This is a genomic window from Corallococcus macrosporus, from assembly GCF_017302985.1.
Taxonomy (GTDB): domain Bacteria; phylum Myxococcota; class Myxococcia; order Myxococcales; family Myxococcaceae; genus Corallococcus; species Corallococcus macrosporus_A.
Map to the genome: position 1 here is coordinate 756,934 of NZ_JAFIMU010000004.1, position 25,020 is coordinate 781,953.

14 protein-coding genes and 1 pseudogene are annotated in these 25,020 nt (G+C 70.9%); 4 read left to right on the forward strand and 11 right to left on the reverse strand.

Features of this window, described 5'->3' with window-relative positions:
* Nucleotides 1-21: 21 nt before the first annotated feature.
* The 6 genes from JYK02_RS08295 to JYK02_RS08320 all read right to left on the reverse strand — a co-directional run bounded on the left by JYK02_RS08295 (nt 22) and on the right by JYK02_RS08320 (nt 17,560).
* Entirely contained in the window at nt 22-6,477 is a 6,456-nt protein-coding gene (locus tag JYK02_RS08295) for a non-ribosomal peptide synthetase (protein WP_207050349.1), read from the reverse strand.
* Complete coding sequence (locus JYK02_RS08300) at nt 6,474-13,241, reverse strand: polyketide synthase (protein WP_207050350.1); 6,768 nt, start codon at nt 13,239-13,241, stop codon at nt 6,474-6,476. The genes JYK02_RS08295 and JYK02_RS08300 overlap by 4 nt, the downstream gene beginning before the upstream one ends.
* Nucleotides 13,242-13,394: 153 nt before the next feature.
* On the reverse strand, nt 13,395-14,273 hold the full coding sequence (locus tag JYK02_RS08305; RefSeq protein ID WP_207050351.1) for an alpha/beta fold hydrolase: 879 nt from the start codon (nt 14,271-14,273) through the stop codon (nt 13,395-13,397).
* Nucleotides 14,270-16,018 (reverse strand): DUF885 domain-containing protein, encoded by a 1,749-nt coding sequence (locus tag JYK02_RS08310; RefSeq protein ID WP_207050352.1) that lies wholly within the window; start codon nt 16,016-16,018, stop codon nt 14,270-14,272. The genes JYK02_RS08305 and JYK02_RS08310 overlap by 4 nt, the downstream gene beginning before the upstream one ends.
* A 27-nt stretch (nt 16,019-16,045) precedes the next feature.
* On the reverse strand, nt 16,046-16,633 hold the full coding sequence (locus tag JYK02_RS08315) for an NYN domain-containing protein (protein WP_207050353.1): 588 nt from the start codon (nt 16,631-16,633) through the stop codon (nt 16,046-16,048).
* A 39-nt stretch (nt 16,634-16,672) separates the two neighbouring features.
* The gene (locus tag JYK02_RS08320; RefSeq protein ID WP_207050354.1) at nt 16,673-17,560 is read right to left on the reverse strand and encodes a LysR family transcriptional regulator; all 888 of its coding nucleotides are present in this window, start codon (nt 17,558-17,560) and stop codon (nt 16,673-16,675) included.
* 113 nt (nt 17,561-17,673) lie between these two features.
* On the opposite strand from JYK02_RS08320, the gene JYK02_RS08325 reads away from it, so the two are divergent.
* Nucleotides 17,674-18,606, forward strand: a complete 933-nt coding sequence (locus JYK02_RS08325) for an MBL fold metallo-hydrolase (RefSeq protein ID WP_207050355.1) — start codon at nt 17,674-17,676, stop codon at nt 18,604-18,606.
* Here JYK02_RS08325 and JYK02_RS40370 read toward each other — a convergent pair.
* The gene (locus JYK02_RS40370) at nt 18,539-19,555 is read right to left on the reverse strand and encodes a GlxA family transcriptional regulator (RefSeq protein ID WP_207050356.1); all 1,017 of its coding nucleotides are present in this window, start codon (nt 19,553-19,555) and stop codon (nt 18,539-18,541) included. The two genes, JYK02_RS08325 and JYK02_RS40370, sit on opposite strands and share 68 nt — an antisense overlap.
* Nucleotides 19,556-19,701: 146 nt before the next feature.
* On the opposite strand from JYK02_RS40370, the gene JYK02_RS08335 reads away from it, so the two are divergent.
* Nucleotides 19,702-20,070 (forward strand): hypothetical protein, encoded by a 369-nt coding sequence (locus tag JYK02_RS08335; protein WP_207050357.1) that lies wholly within the window; start codon nt 19,702-19,704, stop codon nt 20,068-20,070.
* Entirely contained in the window at nt 20,067-20,366 is a 300-nt protein-coding gene (locus JYK02_RS08340; protein WP_207050358.1) for a DUF3817 domain-containing protein, read from the forward strand. Before JYK02_RS08335 ends, JYK02_RS08340 begins: the two co-directional genes overlap by 4 nt.
* A gap of 14 nt (nt 20,367-20,380) precedes the next feature.
* Here JYK02_RS08340 and JYK02_RS08345 read toward each other — a convergent pair whose 3' ends face one another.
* From JYK02_RS08345 to JYK02_RS08360, 4 genes and pseudogenes are all read right to left on the reverse strand, one after another.
* Nucleotides 20,381-20,608: a hypothetical protein gene (locus tag JYK02_RS08345; RefSeq protein ID WP_207050359.1), complete on the reverse strand. Its 228-nt coding sequence runs from the start codon at nt 20,606-20,608 to the stop codon at nt 20,381-20,383.
* A 316-nt stretch (nt 20,609-20,924) separates the two neighbouring features.
* A pseudogene (gene sitA5, locus JYK02_RS08350) lies at nt 20,925-21,788 on the reverse strand (SitA5 family polymorphic toxin); the annotation flags it as partial.
* 155 nt (nt 21,789-21,943) lie between these two features.
* Nucleotides 21,944-23,320, reverse strand: coding sequence for a hypothetical protein (locus tag JYK02_RS08355; RefSeq protein WP_207050360.1), 1,377 nt, complete (start codon nt 23,318-23,320; stop codon nt 21,944-21,946).
* Between the two features lie 108 nt (nt 23,321-23,428).
* Nucleotides 23,429-23,836 (reverse strand): MarR family winged helix-turn-helix transcriptional regulator, encoded by a 408-nt coding sequence (locus tag JYK02_RS08360; protein WP_207050361.1) that lies wholly within the window; start codon nt 23,834-23,836, stop codon nt 23,429-23,431.
* 94 nt (nt 23,837-23,930) lie between these two features.
* Here JYK02_RS08360 and JYK02_RS08365 point away from each other — a divergent pair, with 94 nt between their 5' ends.
* Entirely contained in the window at nt 23,931-25,016 is a 1,086-nt protein-coding gene (locus JYK02_RS08365) for an aldo/keto reductase (protein WP_207050362.1), read from the forward strand.
* Nucleotides 25,017-25,020 lie beyond the last annotated feature (4 nt).

A 25,020-nucleotide genomic window follows, 5' to 3' on the forward strand; every position in this document is an offset into this window, starting at 1 on the left:
CCATTCTCCTCGGAGGGCCGCTCAGTCCGAGCGCCCCGGCAGGTTCCGCTTCAGCTTATTGAACAAGCGTTGCGCCAGGGGAACAGAAGTCTCCTGGGTGGCAGGCTTTGTCTGCGTGGCGGGCTGCGTCCGGGCGGGGGTTGTAGCGGCCGGCGCTACAACCGCGAGCTGCGAGGCCACCTGCTCCAGCGTGTTGAGCAGGAGGGTGCGCGGGTGCAGCTCCTGGTTCAGCTCCTTCCGGACGCGCATCACCACCTGGAACGACAGGAGCGAGTGCCCGCCGATGTTGAAGAAGTTGTCGTGCACGCCCACCTGCGCGATGCCCAGCACCTCCCGCCAGATGCGCGCCAGGTGCTGCTCCGTCGGCGTGCGGGGCGCGACGAAGCCGTCCTCCACGGGGCGCGCGGTGCCCGCCGGGGGCGGCAGGGCCTTGCGGTCCACCTTGCCGTTCGGCGTGAGCGGCAGCGCCTCCAGCTCCACGAAGTGCTGCGGCACCATGTACTGCGGCAGTTGCGTGCGCAGGTGCTTGCGAAGCTCCGTGTCCGTGTAGGCCTGCCCCGGCTTCGTCACGAGGTACGCGACGAGGCGGCGGTCACCGGGCCGGTCCTCGCGCACGAGGGCGACGGCCTGGGCCAGCGACGGATGCGAGGCGAGCGCCGCCTCGACTTCACCCAGCTCGATGCGGAAGCCGCGCAGCTTCACCTGCGAGTCATTGCGGCCCAGGTACTCCACCGTGCCGTCCGCCAGCCAGCGGGCGAGGTCGCCCGTGCGGTACATGCGCTCACCGGGGCGGAAGGGGTTGGGCAGGAAGCGCTCCTGCGTCAGCTCCGGGCGGTGCAGGTAGCCCAGCGTGACGCCGTCGCCGCCGATGTACAGCTCGCCCGCGACGCCCACCGGCACGGGGGCCAGGTGCGCGTCGAGGAGGTAGAGCTGCGTGTTGGCGATGGGGCGGCCAATGCGGATGGAGGAGAGCGGAGGCTGCACGCGCCAGGTGGTGGACCAGACGGTGGTCTCGGTGGGGCCGTACATATTCCAGAGGCTGCCGACGCGAGCGAGCAGTGCTTCGGCCAGCTCACGAGGAAGGGCCTCGCCACCGACGAGCGCCTTGAAGCCCGGACGCGACTGCCAGCCGGCCTCCAGCAGCAGGCGCCATGTGGAAGGCGTGGCCTGCATGACGGTGACGGCGTGCGACTCCATCGCCGCCTTGAGGAGCGCACCGTCGGAGGCGGTGTCGCGCGAGGCGAGCACCACCTGCGCGCCCGTGGTGAGCGGCAGCAGCAGCTCCAGCACGGCGATGTCGAAGGAGAGCGTGGTGACGGCCAGCAGCACGTCCTGTGCAGAGAGGCCCGGAGCCTCCTGCATGGTGCCCAGGAAGTTCACCACCGACCGGTGCGGCACGCGCACGCCCTTGGGCTTGCCCGTCGAACCCGACGTGTAGATGACGTACGCCACGGCTTCGGGCGTGACGCCGGGAACCTCGGGGGCGGTGTCCGCCTGCGACGTGGTGTCCTCGACGAGGAGGGCCTTCGCCGTGGTGGAGGGCAGGGTGCCCTGGATCGCCCGCTGCGTGACGATGAGCGACAGCTTCGCGTCCTCGACCATGAAGGCCAGACGCTCGGGCGGGAAGCCGGGGTCGAGCGGGACGTAGCCCGCGCCCGCTTCGAGGATGCCCAGCAGGCCCACGACCATGTCCGGGCCGCGCTCGGTGAACAGGCCGACGAGGCTTCCGGGCGCGACGCCTTCCTGCTTCAGCGCGTGCGCCACCTGGTGGCTGCGCTGCAGGAGCTGACGGTAGGTGAGCGTCACGGCGCCGGAGCGCAGGGCCACCGCGTCGGGCGTGGCCTGGGCCTGCGCGGCGACGAGCGTGTGGACGAAGGCGCTCCGGTCGAAGGGCTTCCCGGTGGCATTCCAGTCCACCAGCACGCGCTGCTTCTCCGCCTCGGGCAGCAGCGGCAGGCGCGACACGGGGACTCCCGCGTCGGACACCGCGGCCCGCAGCAGCGTGCGGATCTGCTCGAGCATGCGGACGACGGTGTCCCGCTCGAACAGGTCGGTGTTGTAGTCCATGCCGCCGACGATGCCGTTCGCCGTCTCCTTCACCCAGAAGCTCAGGTCCAGCGGCGTCGCGTGCGCGTGCACGTGCACCTGGCCGTAGGTGAGGTCTCCCAGGCTGGAGCCACGGTTGCGCACGTCCTGGAACGTGAAGAACGTCTGGAACAGCGGCGTGCGGCTCAGGTCGCGCTGCACACCCAACTGCTGCATCAGCAGCTCGATGGGCATGTCCTGGTGGCCGAAGGCCTCCATGCACGTGGTGCGCACGCGCTCCAGCAGTTGCCGGAACGTCAACTCCGGCGCCAGCTGCGTGCGCAGGACGAGCGTGTTCACGAAGAAGCCCAGCAGGTCCTCGACCTCCGGATGCGAGCGGCCCCGGATGGGCGTTCCCACGACCAGGTCTTCCTGGCCGCTGTAGCGGTGCAGCAGCGTCTTGAACGCCGTGAGCAGCACCATGTACAGCGTGGCGTTGGACTCGCGGCCCAGCTTCGTGAGCGCGTCCACCTCCGCCGCGGTGAGCACGAAGGGCTCGGTGCCGCCCTTGAGGCTCATCTGCGCGGGGCGCGGCTTGTCAGTGGGCAGCTCCAGCGCGGGCAGGTTCCCGGAGAGCTTCCCCTTCCAGTAGCGCGCCTGCCGCTCCAGCTCCTCGCCCTGGAGCCAGTTGCGGTGCCACTCGGTGAAGTCCGCGTACTGGATGGGCAGGGCGGGGAGCCTGGGCTCCTGGCCGCGGGTGAGCGCGGAGTAGATGATGTCCAGCTCGCGCAGGAACACGTCGAACGACCACCCATCCCAGATGAGGTGATGGGGCATGAAGAAGAGGACGTGCTCGGTGGCGCCCAGGCGGAACAGCGTCAGCCGGAACAGCGGCGGCGCGGTGATGGGGATGGACTCGTCCGCCAGCGCCTGGAGGCGGCGCAGCAGGTCCTCCTCGCGTGTGTTCGCGGGGACGGCCTCCAGGTCCACCGGCTCCAGCTCCACCGTCAGCTCCGGAGCCACGTGCTGCACCGGCGTGCCCTCGTCCCACCGGACGAAGGTGCGCAGGGACGTCTGGCGCTCCAGCAGCTTGTTGAAGCTGAAGCGCAGCGCGCCCACGTCCAGCGCGCCGTGGAGGCGGAACGCGGAGGGCAGGTTGTAGACGGCGGTGCCCGGGTTGAGCTGCTCCAGGAACCACAGCCGCTGCTGCATGAGGGACAGCGGCGCGGGCTCGGTGCCGGCGCGGGGCGAGATGCGCTGCGCGGGGCTCGCGGCCCCGTCGTCGCCGCGCACCAGCCGGGCCAGCTTCTCCACGGTGGGCGCTTCGAACATCCGGCGCAGCGTGAGGCTGACGTCCAGGTCCCGGCTCGCGCGCGTGAGGGCCTGCGACGCCAGCAGCGAGTGGCCGCCCAGGCGGAAGAAGTCCGCCGTGACGCTCACCCGGCGCAGCCCCAGCACGTCCGCGAAGATGGCCGCGAGCTTCTGCTCCGTCTCGTCGCGAGGCGCGACGTACGCGTCCTCCTGCGACTCCACCTGCGGAGACGGCAGGGCCTTGCGGTCCACCTTGCCGTTCGGCGTGAGCGGCAGCGCGGGCAGGGCCACGAAGTGCTGCGGGACCATGTACTCCGGCAGCCCCTGCTTGAGGTGCGCGCGGAGGACTTCATCCGTGGGCGTCGTCTGGCCGGGCCGCGCGATGAGGTACGCGACGAGGCGGCGGTCACCCGGGCGGTCCTCGCGCACGAGGGCGACGGCCTGGGCCAGCGACGGATGCGAGGCGAGCGCCGCCTCGACTTCGCCCAGCTCGATGCGGAAGCCGCGCAGCTTCACCTGCGAGTCATTGCGGCCCAGGTACTCCACCGTGCCGTCCGCCAGCCAGCGGGCCAGGTCGCCCGTGCGGTACATGCGCTCACCGGGGCGGAAGGGGTTGGGCAGGAAGCGCTCCTGCGTCAACTCCGGGCGGTGCAGGTAGCCCAGCGTGACGCCGTCGCCGCCGATGTACAGCTCGCCCGCGACACCCACCGGCACGGGGGCCAGGTGAGAGTCGAGGAGGTAGAGCTGGGTGTTGGCGATGGGGCGGCCGATGCGGATGGAGGAAAGCGGAGGCTGCACGCGCCAGGTGGTGGACCAGACGGTGGTCTCCGTGGGGCCGTACATATTCCAGAGGCTGCCGACGCGAGCGAGCAGTGCTTCGGCCAGCTCACGAGGAAGGGCCTCGCCACCGACGAGCGCCTTGAAGCCCGGACGCGACTGCCAGCCGGCCTCCAGCAGCAGGCGCCACGTGGAAGGCGTGGCCTGCATGACGGTGACGGCGTGCGACTCCATCGCCGCCTTGAGGAGCGCACCGTCGGAGGCGGTGTCGCGCGAGGCGAGCACCACCTGCGCGCCCGTGGTGAGCGGCAGCAGCAGCTCCAGCACGGCGATGTCGAAGGAGAGCGTGGTGACGGCCAGCAGCACGTCCTGTGCAGAGAGGCCCGGGGCCTCCTGCATGGTGCTCAGGAAGTTCACCACCGCCCGGTGCGGCACGCGCACGCCCTTGGGCTTGCCCGTCGAACCCGACGTGTAGATGACGTACGCCACGGCCTCCGGAGAGACGTCCTGCGCGGGGAGCGCGGACTCCGGCTGCGACGCGGTGTCCTCGATGAGCAGCGGCTTCACGCTCGTGGAGGGCAGGGACGCCACCAGGGACTGCTGCGTGAGGATGGTGGAGAGCTTCGCATCCTCCACCATGAAGGCGAGGCGCTCGGGCGGGAAGCCAGGGTCCAGCGGGACGTAGCCCGCGCCCGCTTCGAGGATGCCCAGCAGACCCACCACCATGTCCGCGCCGCGATTCGTGAAGAGGCCGACGAGGCTTCCGGGCGCGACGCCTTCCTGCTTCAGCGCATGCGCCACCTGATGGGCGCGCTGGATCAGCTGCTGGTACGTGAGCGACACGTCCCCCGCGCGCAGGGCCACCGCGTCGGGCGTGGCGCGGGCCTGGGCGGCCACGAGCGTGTGGACGAAGGCCTCGCGGTCGAACGGCTTCGCAGTGGCGTTCCAGTCCACCAGCACGCGCTGCTTCTCCGTCTCGGGCAGCAGCGGCAGGCGCGACACGGGCGCTTCCGCGTCGGCGACCACGCCGCGCAGCAGCTCCTCGTAGCAGGCCATCCAGCGGCGGACCGTGGAGCCGTCGAAGAGGTCGGTGTTGTACTGGCACTCCAGCACCACGCGGCCATGGGCCTCGGCCGCGTTGATGAAGAGGTCGAAGTTCTCGAAGTGGCGCGGGTTGCTCGCCAGGGTGCAGGTGAGGCCCTGGAACGCGAGCTGCTCACCCGTGACGGCCTGATCCACGTTGAACAGCACGTTGACCAGCGGCAGGCGGCTGGGGTCGCGCGGCAGCGCCAGTTGCTTGAGCAGCGTGCCGAACGTGTACTCCTGGTGCTCGTAGGCATCGAGCATCGTCGTGCGCAGCTGCTTGAGCACCTGCGTGAAGGGCGCCTCCGCGGCGACGTTGCTGCGCAGGGGCAGCGCGTTCACGCAGTGGCCCACCAGGTCCTTCAGCCCGGCCACGGACTGGCCCGCGGCGGGGATGGCCACCACCACGTCCTCCAGCCCCGTCAGCCGGTGCAAGAGCGCCTTGAAGCCCGCCAGGAGCGTGGTGAAGAAGCTTCCGCCGTGACGCGCGCCCACGCGCTTGAGCTGCTCCACGAGCGCGGGCTCCAGGACGTAGTCCTCCCGCCGCGAGCTGTACGTCTTGGACGGCGGACGGCGCCGGTCCAGCGGCAGCTCCAGCACCGGCAGCGTGCCGGAGAACTGCTTCAGCCAGTAGCGCTCGTGCTCCGCGTACTCGGGCGTCGTGGCCAACTGCGCCTGCGCGCGGGCGTACTCGCTGAACGTGGGCGCGGGCGACAGCGTGGGCGGGGTGCGCCGCGCATGCGCCGAGTAGAACGCCGCCAGGTCGCGCAGCATCACCGCCATGGACCAGCCGTCGCACACGATGTGGTGCGCGGTCAGCGTCAGCAGGTGCTCCTGGGCGGACAGCCGGGCGAGGCGCGGGCGCAGGAGCGGCCCGGTCTCCAGGGACAGCGGCGTCTCCACCTCGTGGGCGACGAGTTCGCGGACGCGGGCGTCGCGCTCGGAAGAAGGCAGCGCGTCCAGCGACACGACCTCCAGCAGGAGGGGCGTGGCGGCGGCGACGCACAGCGTGAGGCCATCCGCGCTGAACGTGGTGCGCAGCGCTTCGTGCCGCGCCAGCAGGTCCTGGAGCGCGGCACGCAGGCACTCGACGTCCAGGGGCCCGTGCAGCCGCACGGACATGGACTCGTTGAAGGCGCACGACGCGTCCGGGCCCATCTGCACGCCGGTCCACACCTCGCGCTGGGGCTCGGTGGACGGCGCGGTGAGCAGCAGCGCGGGCCCGGCGAACGGATCGAAATCGTCGGGCAGGTCCTGGGTGGAGGAATCGGGGGTCTTCATCGGGTCTCGCTCAGCTTGACGAACTTGCCGGGCACCGTGGGGTGCGGGACGAACCAGGCGGGGTTGCCCTGCGGATCACGTCCCAGGCGGGCGCCGGGGACGGGGGGCTGGTTGGAATCGAAGACGGCGGGGGCCTGTGGCTGGGGCCGCGCCGTGCCGGGCAGGAAGCCCGCGTCCTGCAGCTCCGTGACGCTGTCCTGGAACGCGGTGATGAGCCGCTGCACGTCCGCGTCCGAGTGCGCGGTGGTGAAGAAGCACGGGAAGCCGTCCCAGATGTGGATGCCCTTGTCGCGCAGCAGGCAGAACAGCAGGTCCGCGTTCGCGACGTCCGCCGTGACGAACGTCTTCCACAGCGACCCGAAGTGCTTGATGCGCAGCGGGGCGCCCACCTCGTCGAAGAACGCGTTGAGCGTGCTGGCGAGCCGGTCCGCCTTCGCGCTCACACTGCGCTGCAGCTCCGGGCCCGCGGCCTTCATGTGCTCCAGCGCGGCCTTCGCGGCGGCGAGCGCCAGCGGGTGGCGCACGAACGTGCCGGCGAAGTACGTCACGCCCACGGTGGGCACGGAGTCGTCGCCGAACTGCCAGTGGCCGCCGTCGAGCGCGTCCATGAACGGGCGCTTGCCGGCGATGACGCCGATGGGCATTCCGCCGCCCACGACCTTGCCGTAGGTGGCCACGTCCGCCTGCACGCCGAACACCGCCTGGGCGCCGCCCGGGTGCATGCGGAAGCCGGTGATGACCTCGTCGAAGATGTAGACGGAGCCGGACTTCTGGGTGAGGTCGCGCAGCTGGTGCAGGAACTCGCGCGGCTGGAAGTCCGGGCGGCGGCTCTGCACGGGCTCCACCATGATGGCCGCCAGCGAGTCCGCGCGGGCGCGCAGGATCTCCAGCGACTCCGGCGTGCCGTAGTCCAGCACGAGCACGTCCTGCACCGCGCCCGCCATGATGCCCGGGGCGGCCGGCACGGTGCGCAGGCTCTTGGTGCCGCGCACCAGCACCTCGTCGAAGATGCCGTGGTAGCTGCCGGAGAAGATGGCCACGGTGCTGCGGCCGGTGACGGTGCGGGCGATTCGCAGCGCGCCCATCACGGCCTCGGAGCCGGTGTTGCAGAGCGCCGCGCGGTCCGCGCCGGTGAACTCACAGACGAGCTTCGCGACCTCGCCGGCCAGCGGGTGCATGGGCCCCAGCTCGTAGCCGTCGTCCACCTGCTTGTGCACGGCCTGGGTGATGAAGTCCGGCGCGTGGCCGAACATCACGGAGCCGAAGCCGTTGAGCGCGTCCAGGTACTCGTTGCCGTCCACGTCCCAGAGCTTGGAGCCCTTGGAGCGGTTCACGGCCAGCGGGTAGATGAGCTCCTTGAGCAGCGGACGGAAGCCCGTCACCACGCGCGGATCCGACAACTGGCTCCGGTTCTCCTGGGCGGAGCGCTTGGAGCCCTGCGTCTTCGTCGTGTAGCGGCGGGTGAAGTCCTCCAGGAACGTCTGCTGGCGGGGCGTGAGGGAATCCTTCGGCGCGAGGCTGATGCGCGCGATGGCGCCGAAGGCCTTCTTCACGTCGTACTTCACCGGACCCTTGAGGTCGGCTTCGTCCGTTGCCGCGGCAGGCGCGGGCTGCGCCTGTGGGGCCTGGACCGGCTCGGCCTGCGGCTGCGCGGCCGGGGCCTGCGCGAAGGCCTGCGGGGCCACGGCCTGCGCGGGCTGACCGGACAGGAGCGCGAGCTGCTGGGTCATCAGCCACAACTGCTGCGCGACCACCGCCTGGAGGCTCCCGGCGGGCGCGGCCATCGCCTGGGCCTGGAACGCGGCACCGGCGGCGGCGAACTGCGCCGGAGGAGCGCTGATTGCCGGCGCGGACTGGGCCGGGAACGCGGCGCCCGCGGACGCAGGCACCTGCGGCTGACCGAGGATGTTCGCGGTGAGCTGCGCGGTCGGCGCGGCGGCGGCCACGGGCGCGGCCTCCGGAGGCATGCGGCCGTCGAGGAACGCGGCGAGCTGGCCCAGCGACGGGACCTCCTCCAGCAACTGCCGGAACGTCACCTTCACGCCGAATTGCTTCTGCACCGCGAGCGCCGCCTGCGTGAGCACCAGCGAGTCGAGCCCCAGCTCCAGGAAGCTCGCGCCCGGGTCGGCGCCGGCCAACTCCAGGCCGCTCAGCTCCTCGAACAGGTTGCGCAGGGTGGGGACAAGACGCTCGGCACGGGGAACAGGGGCGGGACTCACGACGACTCCGGTGGAGGAAGTGGGAGCGGGCACGGACGCCCGCTCGAGGTCGATCCAGTGGCGCTGCCGCTGGAAGGGATACGTAGGAAGGGTGACGCGCTGGCGCTGCTCGTCGGCGTGGAAGGCCCGCCAGTCCAGGGCCACGCCCCGGCGCCAGAGCTGGCCCGCGGCGTTCAGGAGGGCGCTCCAGTCCGCGGCGTCACCGCTGGACTCGCCCAGGGACGTGAACACGCGCGAGCGCTGGTCGGCCGTGGCCTGCTGCCGCGCCAGCGTGGCGAGCGTCACGCGCGGGCCCACCTCCAGCAAGAGGTGCTCGCCCCGGTCCCAGAGCGTGCGCAGCGCGGGTGAGAAGCGCACCGTGTCGCGCAGGTGCCGCGCCCAGTACTCGGGCGACGTCGCCTCGGAGGCCTTCAGCCACGTGCCCGTCGCCGTGGAGACGATGGGGATGCGCGGCTCGGACAGGCGGATGCCCTTCACCGTCTCCAGGAACGGCGCCACCGCGGCGTCCATCATCGGCGAGTGGAACGCGTGCGACGTCTGGAGCAGCCGGCACGCGGTGCCCTCCGCCTCCAGCGCGGCCTGGAGCCGCTGCACGGCCTCCGTGGGCCCGGACACCACGCACAGGCGTGGCCCGTTGTCCGACGCGATGGCCAGCCCGTCCGTCAGCCGGGGCGCCACCACCTCCGCGGAGAGGCGCACGGACAGCATGCTGCCCGGCTCCTGCGCCTGCATGAGCTGGCCGCGCTTCGCCACCAGGTGCAGCGCGTCCTCCAGCGTGAAGACACCCGCGAGGCACGCGGCGACGAACTCGCCCACGCTGTGCCCCACGAGCGCGCCGGGCCGCACGCCCCAGCTCCACCAGAGCTGCGCGAGCGCGTACTCCACGGTGAACAGGGCCGCCTGCGCGAACGACGTCTGGCGCAGCGCCTCGGCGGCCTCGGGAGACTCCGGGTCCTTCGGGAAGAGCACCTCGCGCAGGTCGCGCCCGAGCAGCGGCTTGAGCACCTCCGCGCACGCATCCACCGTGGCGCGGAAGGCCGGCGCGTGGCGGTACAGCCCGTGCGCCATGTCCGGGTGCTGCGAGCCCTGACCCGGGAAGAGGAACGCGACGGGCGGCGTGGACTCCAGCCCGGAAGCCTCCGGCTCGGCCGCGGTCAGCGCCCGCACCGCCTCCTCATGCGTCCCCGCCACCACGGCGCGACGGAACGGGAACGCCTTGCGCCCCGTGGCCAGCGTGTGCGCCACGTCCGCGAGCGGGTCCTCCGGATGCGCCTGGAGGTGCGCGGCCAGCCGTTGCGCCGCCTGCGTCAGCGCCGCGGGCGTCTTCGCCGACAGCGTCAGCAACTGGCGCGGCTTCGACGGACCGGAAGCCGGACGCTCCGGCGCCTCCTCCACCACGACGTGCGCGTTGGTGCCGCCCACGCCAAACGAGCTCACGCCCGCGCGCAGGGGGCCCGTGCCCTCCGGCCACGCGGAGCGCTTCGTCTGGACGAAGAAGGGGCTGCGCGGGAAGTCGATCTTCGGGTTGGGCGTCTGGAAGTGCAGCGTCGGCGGCAGCTCGCGGTGCTTCAGCGCGAGCACCGTCTTGAGCAGGCCCGCCACGCCCGCCGCGGCGGTGAGGTGGCCGAAGTTGCTCTTCACCGAACCGATGGCGCAGAAGCCCGTGTCCGCGGTGTGCGCGCGGAACGCCTGCGACAGCGCCTCCACTTCGATGGGGTCGCCCAGCGGCGTCGCCGTGCCGTGCGCCTCCACGTAGCGGAGGGTGCGCGGGTCGATGCCCGCGTTCGCGTGCGCCGTCGCGATGGCGGTGGCCTGGCCCTCCACGCCCGGCGCCGCGAAGCTCACCTTGGCCGCGCCGTCGTTGTTGATGCCCACGCCGCGCAGCACCGCGTGGATGACGTCGCCGCCCGCCTGCGCGTCCGACAGGCGCTTGAGCACCACCGCGCCCAGGCCGTCGCTGAAGAGGGTGCCGGTGGCGTTCGCGTCGAAGGGCCGGCAGTGCCCGTCCTGGGACAGCATGCCGCCCTCCAGGTACAGGTGGCCGGACTTCTGCGGCACCGTCACGGACGCGCCGCCCGCCAGCGCCACGTCGCACTGGTGCGTCTGGAGCGCCCAGAACGCCTGCGCCACCGCGACCAGCGACGTGGAGCACGCGGTGTTGAGCGACAGCGCGGGCCCGCGCAGGTCCAGCTTGTGCGCGACGCGCGTCGCCACATAGTCCTTCTCGTTGGCGACCATCGCCTGGAAGGCACCCACCCGGCCCACGATGTCCTGCCGGGGCAGCACGTGCAGTGGCCCGTAGCTGTTGTTGTGCGTGCCCGCGAAGACGCCGATGAGGCCGGGGTACGTCTCCGGCACGCAGCCGGCGGACTCCAGCGCCTCCCAGGCCGTTTCCAGGAACAGGCGCTGCTGCGGATCCATCACCTGCGCCTCCTTCGGCGTGATGCCGAAGAAGGCCGCGTCGAACAGCTCCACGCCGTCCAGGATGCCGCGCGCCCGCACGTACTCGGGGGCGTCGCGCTCGGCGGCGGGGACGGACGGATCCACCTCCTCGCGCGTGAAGGTGGCGACGGACTCCACGCCGCCCACCAGGTTCTTCCAGAACGTCTCCACGTCGGGAGCGCCCGGGAAGCGGCCCGCCATGCCGATGATGGCCACCGGCTCCGCGCCGCCCGCCGCCTGCTGACGCTTCGCCTGCCGCGCCTCCGCCAGCTGCTTGAGCGACGGGCGCGACGCATCCCCCGTGAGCACCGCCGCCAGCTGCGCGACCGTGGGGGACTGGAACAGCTGGACGATGGGGATCTCCAGCCCGTGCGCCTGCCGCAGCCTCGCCACGCACTGGAGCGCGAGCAGCGAGTTGCCGCCCAGCTCGAAGAAGCTGTCGTGCACGCCCACCCGGTCGATGCGGAGCAGCTGCGCCCACGCCTCCGCGAGCGTGCGCTCCAGCGGCGAGCGCGGCGCGACGAACGCCTGCTGCAGCTCCGGCCGCGTGGGCAGCGGGGCGGGCAGGGCGCGGCGGTCGATCTTGCCACTGGGCGTGCGAGGCAGGGCCTCCAGCAGGACGAACGCGGAGGGCACCATGTAGTCCGGCACCCGCGTGGACAGGTGGCGCCGCAGCGCTCCGGCCGCGTGCTCCAGCGTGCCGTCCGGGACGACGTAGGCCACCAGCCGCTTGTCGCCGGGCACGTCCTCGCGCGCCACCACCGCCACCTGCTTCACCGCCGGGTGGCTGCCGAGCGCGACTTCAATCTCGCCCAGCTCGATGCGGTAGCCGCGCACCTTCACCTGTCCGTCGAGGCGGCCCAGGAACTCCACGTTGCCGTCGGGCAGCACGCGCGCCAGGTCGCCCGTCTTGTACGCGCGCTCGCCGGTGCCGGGCTTGAGCGGGTGCGGCACGAAGCGCTCCGCCGTCAGCGCCTCGCGGTGCAGGTAGCCGCGCGCCAGGCACACGCCCGCGAGGTACAGCTCGCCGGACTCGCCGTGCGGCACGGGCTTCTTCTGCTCGTCCAGCACCAGCAGCTCGCAGCCGTCCAGCGCCTTGCCGATGGGCGGCAGCGCGGGCCACGCCTGCGGGTCGCCGCGGAGCACGTAGCTGGAGACGACGTGCGTCTCCGACGGGCCGTAGTGGTTGTGCAGCGCGCAGCCCGGCAGCGCGGCGAAGAACGCGCGCAGGTGGTGCGTCACCTGGAGCTGCTCGCCCGCGGTGACGACCTCGCGCAGGGACGGCGGGACCTTCTGGTGGGAGGTGGCGATCTCCGCCAGGTTCTGCAGCGCGATGAAGGGCAGGAACAGCCGCTCCACGCGCTCGTCCGCCAGCAGCTGCAACAGCAGCACGGCGTCCAGCCGCAGCGCGTCCCGCACCAGCACCAGCGTCCCGCCGGAGCACCAGGTGCCGAACAGCTCCTGGAACGACACGTCGAAGGACAGCGGGGAGAACTGGAGCGTGCGCGTGCCCGGCCCCGAGATGGACTGGCCCAGCTGCCACGCGATGAGGTTGGCGAGCGGCCGGTGTCCCATGGCCACGCCCTTGGGCGTGCCCGTGGAGCCCGACGTGTAGATGGCATAGGCCAGCCCCTCCAGGCTCGACGCATCCACCGGCGAGGCCGGGGCGTTAGCGGCGAAGAGGGCAGGGGATTCATCCAGGCACAGCACCGGGCCCGCGAAGGCCGGCAGGCCCGCGCGCAGCTTCGCCTGGGTGAGCAGCACTGGCGCCTTCGCGTCCTCCAGCATGAAAGCCAGACGCGGCGCGGGATAGGCCGGGTCCAATGGCAGATACGCGCCGCCCGCCTTGAGCACGGCCAGCACCGCCACCACCATCTCCACCGACCGTTCCAGGCACACGCCGACGAGCACGTCCGTGGTGACGCCCAGGCCCCGCAGGTGGTGTGCGAGCTGGTTGGAGCGGCGGTCCAGCGCCGCGTACGTCAGCCCCTCGCCTTCGAAGCGGACCGCCTCGGCGTCAGGCGTCCGGGACGCTTGCGCAGTGAAACGCGCCACCACTGTCTGCATGAGCGCTGCATCCACGGACATATCCCCCAGGGCCATCCGACCTTCTGGTTCCAGACGTTTGAAATGGAAGAGGATGGGAAAGACTGGCCAACCCGGTCCCGCAGCATGCCACGACTGGAAAGGAATGATCGCGCCCGGGCAGATTCCTTACGACCGGAAGGCCCCTTGGCTGCTCCCCAGCCTTCGCATTCAGAGAAAGCGCGAAAAGAACGCCAGCACCCTGCGTGGATATTCTTCCGGAGCGGCCTGGAGGTAATTCTCGTGACCCGCCCCCGGGACACGCCACTTCTCCCAGGGGCCTTGACCCTGCCGCAACAGGTCATCCAGCGCGGCGTCCGGCACCCAGGGATCCGCCGCTCCGGCCACCAGGAGGACGGGGCGGCCGGCCAGCCTGGCCATGTCACGAGCAGGCTGCACCGCGTTCACGTCCACCCCCGCGCGCTTCATGACGCCCAGCGCCGGCCACAGGCCCAGGGGGCCCCAATGTCCCAGCTCATCCTGGAGCGCCTGCGCGGGAGCGACGGCTGCCGCCTCCACGACCACGGCCTTGAGGCGCGGATCCTCCGCCGCCGCCTTCAGCACCGAGTAGCCCCCCAGCGAGAACCCGAGCGCGCCGATGCGCTTCGCGTCCACCTCCGGCTGGCGGGTGGCGAAGTCCACGGCCGCGCTGACCTGGGCGGCCTCGCGGTCTCCATAGGAGGACACCGTTCCATCGCTCTCGCCGTGCGCGCCCAGGTCGAAGAGCACCAGCCCGTACCCGGCTTTCGCCAGGAACCGGGCCTCGGGCAGGAGCTGCGTGCGGTTGCCCGACAGGCCATGGACCAGGACGACGAGCCCCCCGTCGCGCGGCGGCAGGTACCAGCCCTTGAGCTGGAGGCCGTCGCGGTCCTGGAACGTCACGTCCCGCAGGCCGGCGAACTCCGCTTCACCCGGAGGGCTGCCCACCGGCTGCCGGGGCGGGTGGACCTCCTGGGAGATGTAGCGCGCGCTGCGCACCGCGACCCAGGCCGCCATCGCCAGCAGGGCCACGCCGCCCAGCACCAGCCCGGCGACGAGCGGACGCTTCACGCGGACTCCCGCGCCACCCACGCGTCGATCTTCGCCTCCAGCACGTCCAGCGGCAGCGAGCCCGTCAGCAGCACCTGATCATGGAAGGCCTTCACGTCGAAGCGCTGGCCCAGCGCGGCCTCCGCCCGGTCGCGCAGCGCGCGCATGCGCAGCTGGCCGACCTTGTACGCCAGCGCCTGGCCCGGCCACGCGATGTAGCGGTCCAGCTCGTTGGTGAGGTCCAGCTCCTGGCGAGGGACATGCTCCAGGAAGTAGTCCAGCGCCTGCTTCCGCGTCCACCGCTTCGCGTGCAGGCCGGTGTCCACCACCAGCCGCACCGCGCGCCACATCTCGTAGGCAATCTGGCCGAACTTGTCGTGAGGGTCGTCGTACAGGCCCAGCTCCTCACCCAGCGACTCGCTGTAAAGCGCCCAGCCCTCGTCGAAGGCCACGTAGGACGTGAACCGGCGGAAGTCCGGCACGTCGGTCTGCTCGGAGGCCAGGGACACCTGGAAGTGGTGGCCGGGCACGGCCTCGTGCAGCGTCAGGGGCACCATCTCCCAGACGGGGCGCGTCTCCGGCCGGTAGAGGTTCACCTGGAAGGTGCCCGGGCGCGAGCCGTCCGCGGAGGCCGGGAAGTAGAACCCCGTCGTCACGTCCGGGGCCATGGCCTCCGGGATGGGTTCGACGACGTAGGGCTTCTTCGGCATCGTCCGGAACAGGCGCTCGAGCAGCGGATCAATGCGCTTCGCCAGTGCCCGGTAGCGCGCGAGCAGCGACTCGCCCGTGGGCTCGTAGAAGCGTGGCTCCGTGCGCAGCAGGTCGAAGAAGGCCTGCCGCGTGCCGGTGAAGCCCGTGCTCGCCATCACCTGGTCCAGCTCCGCGCTCAGCCGCTGGACCTCCGCGAGCCCCATCGCGTGGATCTCATCGGGCGTCAGCCGCGTCGTCGTGTGCCGGCGCGCGAGCACCGTGTACATCGCCTCGCCGTCCGGGAACTGCCACACGCCCACGGTCTCCGGGGCCGCGGGCAGGTACTCCGTGACGACGAAGTCCAGGGCGCGCTTCAGCGCGGGCACCACGGTGTTCGCGATGGCGTCACGGCCCGCCTGTGCCAGCCTCCGCGCGTCCTCCGGCGGGAAGTCCTTCGGCATGCGCGTGAAGGGCCCGTAGAAGCCGCTCTGCGTCGGGTCCTTCACCACCTGCCGCTCCAGCTGCGGCGGGATGCGCTGGAGCACGATGCGCGGGTGGATGCGGTGCTGGCGCATGCCCTCTCGCATGAGCGCCACCACCTGATCCGCGTAGGCGCCGAAGCCCTCCAGCCGCTTCACCCAGTCCTCGTAGTCCCGCACCGTCTCGAAGCGCAGGGTGTCCGCCAACTGGTACGCCGTCTGGAGTCCCGGCGGCTGCTTGAGCCCCTCCGGCAGGCCGCCCATCTGGTTGAGGGGCAGGAGGTGCGCCTTCACCCCGTACTCCTCAAGCCAGGTCTCGTGCATCCGGCGGAAGAGGTCCAGGTGCAGCCGGTCCGCGTCGCTGTCCAGCCCGGCGCGGTCCACGTCCTGAAGCCGGCGCAGCACGTCGTGGCTGTGCCGGTGATCCGCCTCCAGCGCGGCGAGGCTCAGGTCGTCCCACTTGTCATTCCAGCGCCGGTCCCCCAGCAGCGACGCATAGGTGGGGTACTGCTGGAGGGAGTACTGCCACTCCGCTTCCAGCAGGGCATGCAGCGAAGCGGAGGCGGCACCGCGCCGGGGGACGGACTCGGATGACATGGACGGACTCCGGAGTGGGAAGCGCGACTAGACGAACAGCGAAGGATCGAACTCGTCCACGTTGACCGGCAGGAGCCGGGGCAGGGGACGCTGGAAGACGCGGGCGTTGAGCTCCAGGTCCACGACCTTCAGGCCCAGCGGGGTGAGCTCGCGGAAGCGCTGGCTCACGTACTCGCGAAGGCCCAGCACGGCGACCTGGCGCTTCTCCTCCAGCAGGGGCTTGAGCGCCTCCGCGAAGTCCGCGCCGTCGTGGCTGGCCAGGCCCACCGCCGCTCCCGGGCGTTGGGTGCGGATGTTCTCCAGGAGCTTCAGGATGCCCAGGTCCACGACCTTCTGATCCGGCCGGCCGTGCAGCAGCGCGACCTCACAGCCCGCGGACTTCAGCGCGCGCACGAAGCCAATCATCGCGTCCGGCAGCTGCTCGCCCCGCGCGTTGAGCACCACCACGCAGCGCACGGGCTTGGGGAAGTACGTGTCGCAGAAGGCGACGAGCCGGTCGAACTGCACCCGGTCCTGGGGCTCGGGCTTGCGCCCGACGATGTTGGAGACGGCCCAGTCGACGTTCTCGGCGTCGATGAGGACGTAGGATGCGGCGGCGGGACGAGCGGATTGCATGGCCGGCACCATACGCGGGCTGCCGGCCGTTGTGGGTTTTCATAGACCCACGCGAATCCGTTGGAACTCCTCCAACAACAGTTCCGACACGCGCCGGACCCGGGGAATATCCAGTGCGGACTTCGCGCACACCAGATGCGTCTGGCTCCGGGAGAAGGGGCCCAGGTCCACGTCCAGGGGGACCAGTTGCGTCGGACGCGTGAAGCGGTGCGCCATGCGCGCCATCACCATCGCGCCCAGCCCGGCCTCCGCCGCCGCGAGCATCACCAGGTAGTTGTCCGCCGTGAACGACGGAGCGAAGCCGGGGATCATCGACTCCAGTTGGGGGTTGGGCGGGACGGCTTCGAAGGGCGGCGCCCATGCCACCCAGGGGAGCTGCTGGAGCGTGACCTTCTTGGGCAGCCGGGCCTTCAAGGCCTTGGACACGAAGACGGCGTTGGGGACCTCCAGCGTGTCCACGAGCTTGAGGTCCGCGCTCGTGGGAAGCCGCCCGCGCAGCGCGAGGTCCGCCTCGCCGCGCCCCAGGTCCAGGTATTGAATCTGCGACTGCACCTCCAGGCGCAGGCCCGGGTGCTTCTGGGCGACGAAGGCGGCGAAGGGGGCCACGAAGTCGAAGCTCATGTAGGGCGTGGCCGTCACGCGCACGATGCCCCGGGGTGAGCTGTCCGCGGACTCCGCCGCGCGGTGCAGCTCTCCGGCCCACTCCGCCATCTTCTTCGCGGGCACGAGCAGCCGCTCACCGGCGGCCGTGAGCGCCGCTCCATCCACGCTGCGGCGGAACAGCGCCGAGCCCACCGCGTACTCCAGCGCGGCCAGCCTGCGGCTCACCGTGGGCTGACCGATGCGCAGCCGCCGCGCCGCGGCGCTGAAGCTGCCCGTTTCCGCGATGGCGAGGAACAGCCGGGCGTCGTCCCAGGAGATATCCATGAATGGATGGCATCATGCCGTTTTCGGCAATTTCCATCCACGGACGCATCCCGCATCTTGCCGCCTGTCCCGAACGCCCGGTGTCCCGGGCCCGGCAAGAAGGAGTCCCCGCCATGAAGTCGTCCCTGCTCGCGCTCTGCCTGTCCGTCGTGGGTTTCACCACCGGCTGCGCCACGTCCTCTCATGCCGTCCAGAAGTCCGCGCTCGGCGTGACGCGGCCCGCGGACGCGCTGCTCGCGCAGCTGGACGTGCCGGGGCCGGTGGAACTGGAGACCGTGGCGTCGTGCGACTGGGCCGTGGACCGCGGCGGCCTCATCAACCTGGAGCACCCGTCGGCGAAGGCGGCGCACCTGGAGGACGGAGACGAGCCCATCCAGGTCTTCTTCCATGCGCTGCGCCACCCGACGCGCGGCCTGTACATCGTGGACACCGGCGTGGAGACGGCGCTGCGGGACGCGCCCGACCGCTCGGCGTTGCGCGGCGTCGTGGCGAGCGCGATGCACATGGAGAAGATGAAGGTGCTGGCGCCGCTGGGCGAGTGGCTGGCGAAGCAGCCCCAGCCGCTCTCCGGCGTGTTCCTCACGCACCTGCACCCGGACCACATCAGCGGCATGGCGGACGCGCCGGCGGGGACGCCCGTCTTCACCGGCCCGGGTGAGGCGGGCAGCCGCGCCTTCGTGAACCTGCTGGTGCAGGGCGCCACGGACCGCGCGCTGGAGGGCAAGCCGGCGCTGTCGGAGTGGAACTACTCGGCGGATCCGAAGGGCCTCTTCGAAGGCGCGGTGGACGTCTTCGGGGATGCATCCGTCTGGGCGCTCTGGGTGCCGGGGCACACGCCGGGCAGCACCGCGTACCTCGTGCGCTCCACGAAGGGGCCGGTGCTGCTGTTGGGGGATGCCAGCCACACGCGCTGGGGCTGGGAGCACGACGTGGAGCCGGGCACCTTCACGCAGGACGGGCCCCAGAGCGTGGAGAGCTTCAGGAAGCTGCGCGCGTTCGTCGCGGCGCACCCGGAGGTGGAGGTGCGCTTCGGCCACCAGCACTGACGCCTTCCAGGCCTCCGCGGAACGCACGGCGGTAGGCGAGGGGACTGGTGGCGACGAAGCGCTGGAAGTGTTCGCGGAAGGTGGTGAGCGAGCCGAAGCCCACCTTCTCCGCGATGGCCTCCACGGACTGGCTGGTGGTCTCCAGCAGGTGCTGGGCGCGGCGCACGCGGGCGTGGAGCAGCCACTGCAACGGCGTGGTGCCGGTCTGTTCCCGGAAGTGGCGGCTCAGGGTGCGCTCGCTCATCGCCGCCTTCCGGGCGAGGGCCTGGAGCGTGAGGGGCCGGTGCAGGTGGTCCTCCATCCAGTGCAGGAGCGGCTCCAGCGACGCGCCTTCGGGCGCGGGGGGCACGTGGGTGATGAACTGGGACTGGCCGCCGTCCCGCTCCAGCGGCATCACGGCCAGCCTCGCCGCGTCCGCCGCCACCGCGGCGCCGTGGTCGCGCCGCACCAGGTGCAGGCAGAGGTCCAGCCCCGCAGCCGCGCCCGCGGAGGTGAGGAGCTGGCCGTTGTCGACGTAGAGGACGTTCGGATCCACCTGGATGGCGGGATGGCGCCGGGCCAGCTCCTCCGCGGCCATCCAGTGGGTGGTCGCGCGCAGCCCGTCGAGCAGCCCCGTCGCGGCCAGCAGGAACGCCCCGGTGCAGATGGAGGCGATGCGCGTGCCCCGGGCGGCCGCTGCGCGCAGTGCCTTCACGAGCGCGGGAGGGACGGGCTCGGAGAGGTCCATGATGCCCGGGAGGAAGATGGTGTCCGCGCGCGCCAGCGAGCCCAGGCCATGGTGGGTCTTCACGCGGAACGCGCCCGCGTGGACCTCCGGGGTGAGGCCGCAGACGCGGACCTGGTAGCCGGGGCCGCCGAAGGGGAGCCGCACGTGGCGGAAGACCTCGGTGGGAATCGAGAGGTCGAAGGGCACCACTCCATCCAGCGCGACGATGGCCACGGTATGCATGGCGGGAAGATGCCAGGGGAGGGGTGTTCCCGCCAAGGCGGCCCGTGGCGGGAAGCCGTCGAAAGATGGCGTTTCCGCCACTCACGGTGCGGGGTGCACGCGTGGCATACGGACGGGGACTGACGGATTCACGGTGAGGGTGCCGGGTGTTGATCTACCGCTTGCTGCTCCTGCTGAAGTTCGTGGGCGTGGTGCTCTACGGCGGCGGGCTCGTGGGCGCGCTGGCCGCGACGACGTCGCAGGACCGCAAGCGCGCGGTGCACGCCATCGCGTCGCCGGGGCTGGTGATCACATGGACGGCGGGCTACCTGCTCACGCTCCAGTTCAACATCGCGTTGACGGAGGCGTGGATATCAGGCGGGTTGGCGCTGTCGCTGGTGTCGCAGTTGTCGCTGGTGGCCATGGCGACCCGCGAGCGGCGCACGCTGCCGGGTGCGCTGATGGCAGCGGTGCCGTTCTTCCTGGTCCTGGTGTTGATGGTCTTCCGGCCGCGCTGGCCCTGGGTGGACACATGAGTGCGCTGCGACAACTGCGGTGGGTGGCCTTCCTGGAGGGGATGTCCTTCCTGGGGCTGCTCTTCATCGCGATGCCGGTGAAGTACCTGCTGGGGCAGCCCCTGGCGGTGCGGATCGCAGGAAGCGTCCACGGGCTCCTCTTCCTGCTCTTCGTGTCGTCCCTGTTCCGGGCGGCGTCCGAACACGGCTGGCCCGCGCGCCGTTCGCTCGCGGCGTTCGGCGCGTCGCTGGTGCCGTTCGGGACCTTCGTCCTGGACCGGGCGCTGCGGCGGGAGGAGCAGGGCGGTCCAGGCTGAGGCCCCGTTGGGCCTCACTCCTGCTCAAGCTTCAGGCTCATGTCCACGGCACCCTGCCGTGCCTTTCGCACCGCAAGCATCCAGTCCGCCCAGAGGGCAGCGTCCGCGGGCGTGCCATCGTCGAGCAGGGACATGCTGCCCAACAAGCCGCCCAGCTCGTCTGAAGGATTCATCTCGTACTGCCCTTTCAGGTACTCGTACATCGCCGCGTAGGCCTCTTTGATCGTGAGCACGTCTTCCATGGCGGCCTCAGGGGCGGGTGGGAGCGGAAAGCCCCATCTGGGTGTTGTAATCGCGAGCGACCGGATTCAATCCCCCATTGATGATCTCTCCTTTTCGAACTTGCACCCAAAGCTGAGTGCCATCCGGATTGAGCCTCGCGGACCACATGTTGCCGAACCGGTCTGTTCCAAGCCTTGCGGACTCATCCGCAGCCAGCTCTTGAAGCAGCCGTCGATTGGTGGGGGTATCTGGGAGATGGCCGGAGGCGGAGCGGAAGATGTGCTTCGCCCTTCCTTCTGGGATGCCCAGGCCGTGCGCGGATGCCGCCTGCCTGTTCGTGTCCTGCGCGCTCATTGCTACGGCACTCGGAGCGAGGGAGAGCGTGACGGTGGATGGGCCTACCGTGACCGTCTTCACGCCCTCGACTGCCGTGAGCGCAAGCCCCATCTGGGATTCCGCCTGCATGGCAGCCTGGGCGGAGGCTGGGAGCCCCGGTACCTTCGCCGCCAGGCCGGAGGCAGTGGTGCCAATGGCCGCGGTGGCCAGCAGGGCGAAGGCTCGGGCGGCGTTTCGGCCCATGACCTTGCCGTAGCGTTCACCCGCCTCACGCAACGCGCCAAACGTGGTGGCCCGGTCCGCGGCTTCTACCAACTCCTTGAAGCCCACAATGAGAGACCAGAAGGTATCGACCCCCACGTAGGAAATGAGCGTGGCGGTCATCACGGCTGCGAGTCCCTTGGAGAAGGGTTCGGGCACCGAGAGCAGGATGAGGTACGTGGTCCAGGTCCATAGGACCGCCGTCAACATGGCCTGGGGATCGGCCATGTCCTTGAAGGCCTCCTGCATCTCCTCCAGGACAACGCCCTGAGCAAGTGCCATGGCCAGCGCATAGCGCCCATCCCCGGTGACAGAGGAACCCTCCACCAACAGGCGCAGGCAGTCGCCATGCCTGCCCGTACGCTCGCACCAACGCAGGTAGGCACGCGTCAGCTCCGCATCCGGGTCAAAGGCTTGAGACTCCGGATGTTCGGATGGACCGAGCGCTGTGATGCGCCGGCTGCGCGGATCAAACAAGTAGGATCCACTGCGCGGCTCCACCTCCCAGAGTCTGCGAGCGGCCTCTTGGGGCTGCGAGGAGGGCCTCAATGCCAGGGCGAGCTTCTCCATGGCTCTTCCGAATTCATCCGCCTCCACCCTCACCCGAGCGTCATCAGGGCGTCCATGGAGCTTCACGGGCGCGCCACTGCTGAGGCTCCTATGGTCATCCAGGATGTGTGAAGCCATCCATGGAAGGAAGGCCTCGCTACCTGACACCGGGGCCACGTCCGGACGGAAGTGGGCTCCTGGCATTCTGCCTACCGCAGTCGGAACGAACCCTGGGAGATGATCAGCAGCTCCACGCCGGTGTTCGTCCTGGCGCCGAAGGACGTCAGGGTCGCGGCGGCGCTCCCGCGGGCCGCTGCGTCATACGTGGTGAAGGCGCTGACCACGGCATCAGAGAGCGCCGCCGCTGAAATCCTCCCGGCCTGCTCCAGCACCGTGCCCAGCGAGGCATCCAGCGCCGCGCTCGCCTGCGCTCCCGAGTTCACCGCGGAGTCGAAGGCGAGCTGGTTGCTGCTCGTGACCCCCAGATACGCGCCCATCACGGACGCGCTGCCGCTGGTGGCGAGCTGGGCATCGAAGGACGTCCAGGCCGTCGCGGCCGCACCGGCCGACGTGGCGCCGGCGAGGTTCGTGCGCAGCGCCGTGGCGGCGGTGTTCGCCTGGGCCAGCACCGTGTCCGTGGCGCTGGCGGCCTGGAGCAGGGCCTTCACCGCGGCCTCGGTGGCTCGCGCCTCCAGCGCGGCGGCGGAGCGCGCCGATGCGTCCGCGACCGCGGCCCCCGCTCCGGTGGAGAGCCGCGCATCCACCGTCATGCGATAGGCCACGCTGGCCTCCCGCTCCGCCTGCTGGTCCTGTACGTCGCTCGCCTGGGGCGTGGCCGCACGCACCTCCGCGAAGAACGCGTCATAGGCCTGCGCCGCCTGACCACCCGCGTCCAGCGCGGCGTCCAGCTTCGCCGCCGCGTCCAGCGACGCGCTGAAGAGCTGGTCCTGCGTGATGACCACGCCCGCGCGGGCATACGCCTTGATCCGGGTCGCCTGCGCCGCGCGCACCGCCGCGCCGAGCGCCTTCACCGACTCCGTCGCCGTCTCCTTGAGCTGACCGCGCACCGCCGCGGCCTGCTCCACGTTCAGCCGCGCGCGCAGGTCCACCGTGTCCACGTTGTCCGGCGTCTCCCCGTCCCGCACCATCTGGACGTAGACCTCCGCCTCCAGCGAGGACTCACTGGTGATGGGCGGCGCCGTGCGCACGTCCTGCCCGGACTGCGGCGCCGTGGAGTCCAGCAGCGCGGAGCCCACCGTGACGCCGGACTTGTTCACCGCCTCGATGATCAGCCGCTGCCCCGCGTCGTCCAGCTCCAGCGTGTAGCTGCCGTCCGCCGCGACGTCGGCCTCGGCCAGCGTCGTCAGGTCGCCCGCCGCCACCACGCGGCTGATCCGCACCGTGGTGGTGGCCGACGCCGTCCCGTCGCCTCCCAGCGCGGGCGCGCCGTCGGTGAGCCCCTGGGACTGCTGACCGCCACCGTTGGTGACGTGCCCCCGGACCTGCACCTTGTCGCCGCCACAGGCCGCGAGCCACAGACCGACCACTGCACCCAGCACCACTTCACCCGCGCGACGCGTCCGCATGTGTAGGGAACCCCCGCCGGGCTCGAACCCGCCTCGGCATCGGGGGGAATACAACCAGGGCAAACGCGGGATGCAAGCAGCCGGGCGTGCTGCTGCCCCGGGGCACCGTCAGCTCATCTTCTCGAGCAGGCTCCAGAGCTGCGCCTGCTCCGCCGCGCTCAGGCGGCCAAGCCGCGCGCCGAACGCGTCCGACAACAGCGCGAGGCCCCGCGCCGTCACCTTGCGCCCGGCGGGGGTGACCAGCAGCCGGTGCCGACGAAGGTCCTTGGAGTCGATCTCCCGGCGAAGCAAGCCCGCCGCCTCCAGCCGCTTCACGTACACCGTCACCGTCGGCTTGGGCATGCTCAGGACCGCCGCCAGCTCCGCCGGGTAGGGGGTCTCCTCCACCTGCGCCAGCACGAACAGCTCCTTCACCTCCAGCCCCAGCGCGGAGATGTCCGGAGAGACACCGGAGATGACCGACATCAGCAGGTTGTAGTTCAGCGACCAGATCTTCGCCGGGTCGATTCTCGACATGGGACCTTGCGCGGAAATTGGTACAAAATTAAATCAGTTCAAGGCGGAACCAATCCGGCCCTCCCAAAACGGTAGCACAACCCCTGGAGCTCGCATGTCGCTCAACCACTACGTGACGCTCGGCCGCTCAGGCCTGCGCGTGAGCCCGCTGTGCCTCGGTGCGATGACGTTCGGTGAAGACCTCGGCTGGGGCACCAGCGTGGAGGAGTCCGAGCGGATCATCGACCGCTTCATCGAGCTGGGCGGCAACTTCATCGACACGGCGAACTTCTACACGAAGAGCCATTCCGAGAAGATCATCGGAGATCACGTCGGACGGCACCCTGCCCGGCGTGAGCGCCTGGTCATCGCCACGAAGTTCAGCGGGAACCTCTACCCCGGCGACCCGAACGGGGGCGGCTCCGGCCGCAAGTCCATCATCTCTGCCTGCGAGAACTCGCTCCGCCGCCTGCAGACCGACTACATCGACCTGTACTGGCTGCACAACTGGGACAGGCACACGCCCATCGACGAGACGATGGCCGCGCTCGAGGACCTCGTGAAGGCCGGCAAGGTCCGCTACATCGGCGTCTCCGACACGCCGGCGTGGAAGATCGTCGAGGCGAACATGACGGCGCGCTTCCGAGGCTGGTCCGCCTTCATCGGGTTGCAGATCGAGTACTCGCTGCTCGAGCGCAGCGTGGAGCAGGAGCTGGTGCCCATGGCCCTGGAGCACGGGCTGGGCATCACCCCCTGGTCGCCGCTCAAGAGCGGCGCGCTCAGCGGCAAGTACACCCGCAAGAACGCGGGACAGCTGAAGGGCGACCGGGGCGCCTTCATCGAGCCCTTCCTCAACGAGAAGACCTACACCGTCGTCGACGCGCTGGAGGTCATCGCCCGGGCGCACGAGAGCACCCCGGCGCGCGTGGCGCTGGCGTGGGTCATGGCGAAGCCGGGCGTGGGGTCCACCATCATCGGCGCGCGGCGCATGGCGCAGCTCGAGGACAACCTGAAGGCCGCCGACGTGAAGCTCACGGCCGAGGAGCTGGCCCGGCTGGACGAGCTCACGAAGCCCACGTTCGGGTTCCCGCAGAGCATGGAGCCCATGTTCCCCGCCATCCACAACGGCGGGACGTCGGTGAACGGCGTCGAGATGCCGGCGTCCCCCTTCGGCGTGCAGAAGGGCGACAAGATCTACTGACCGC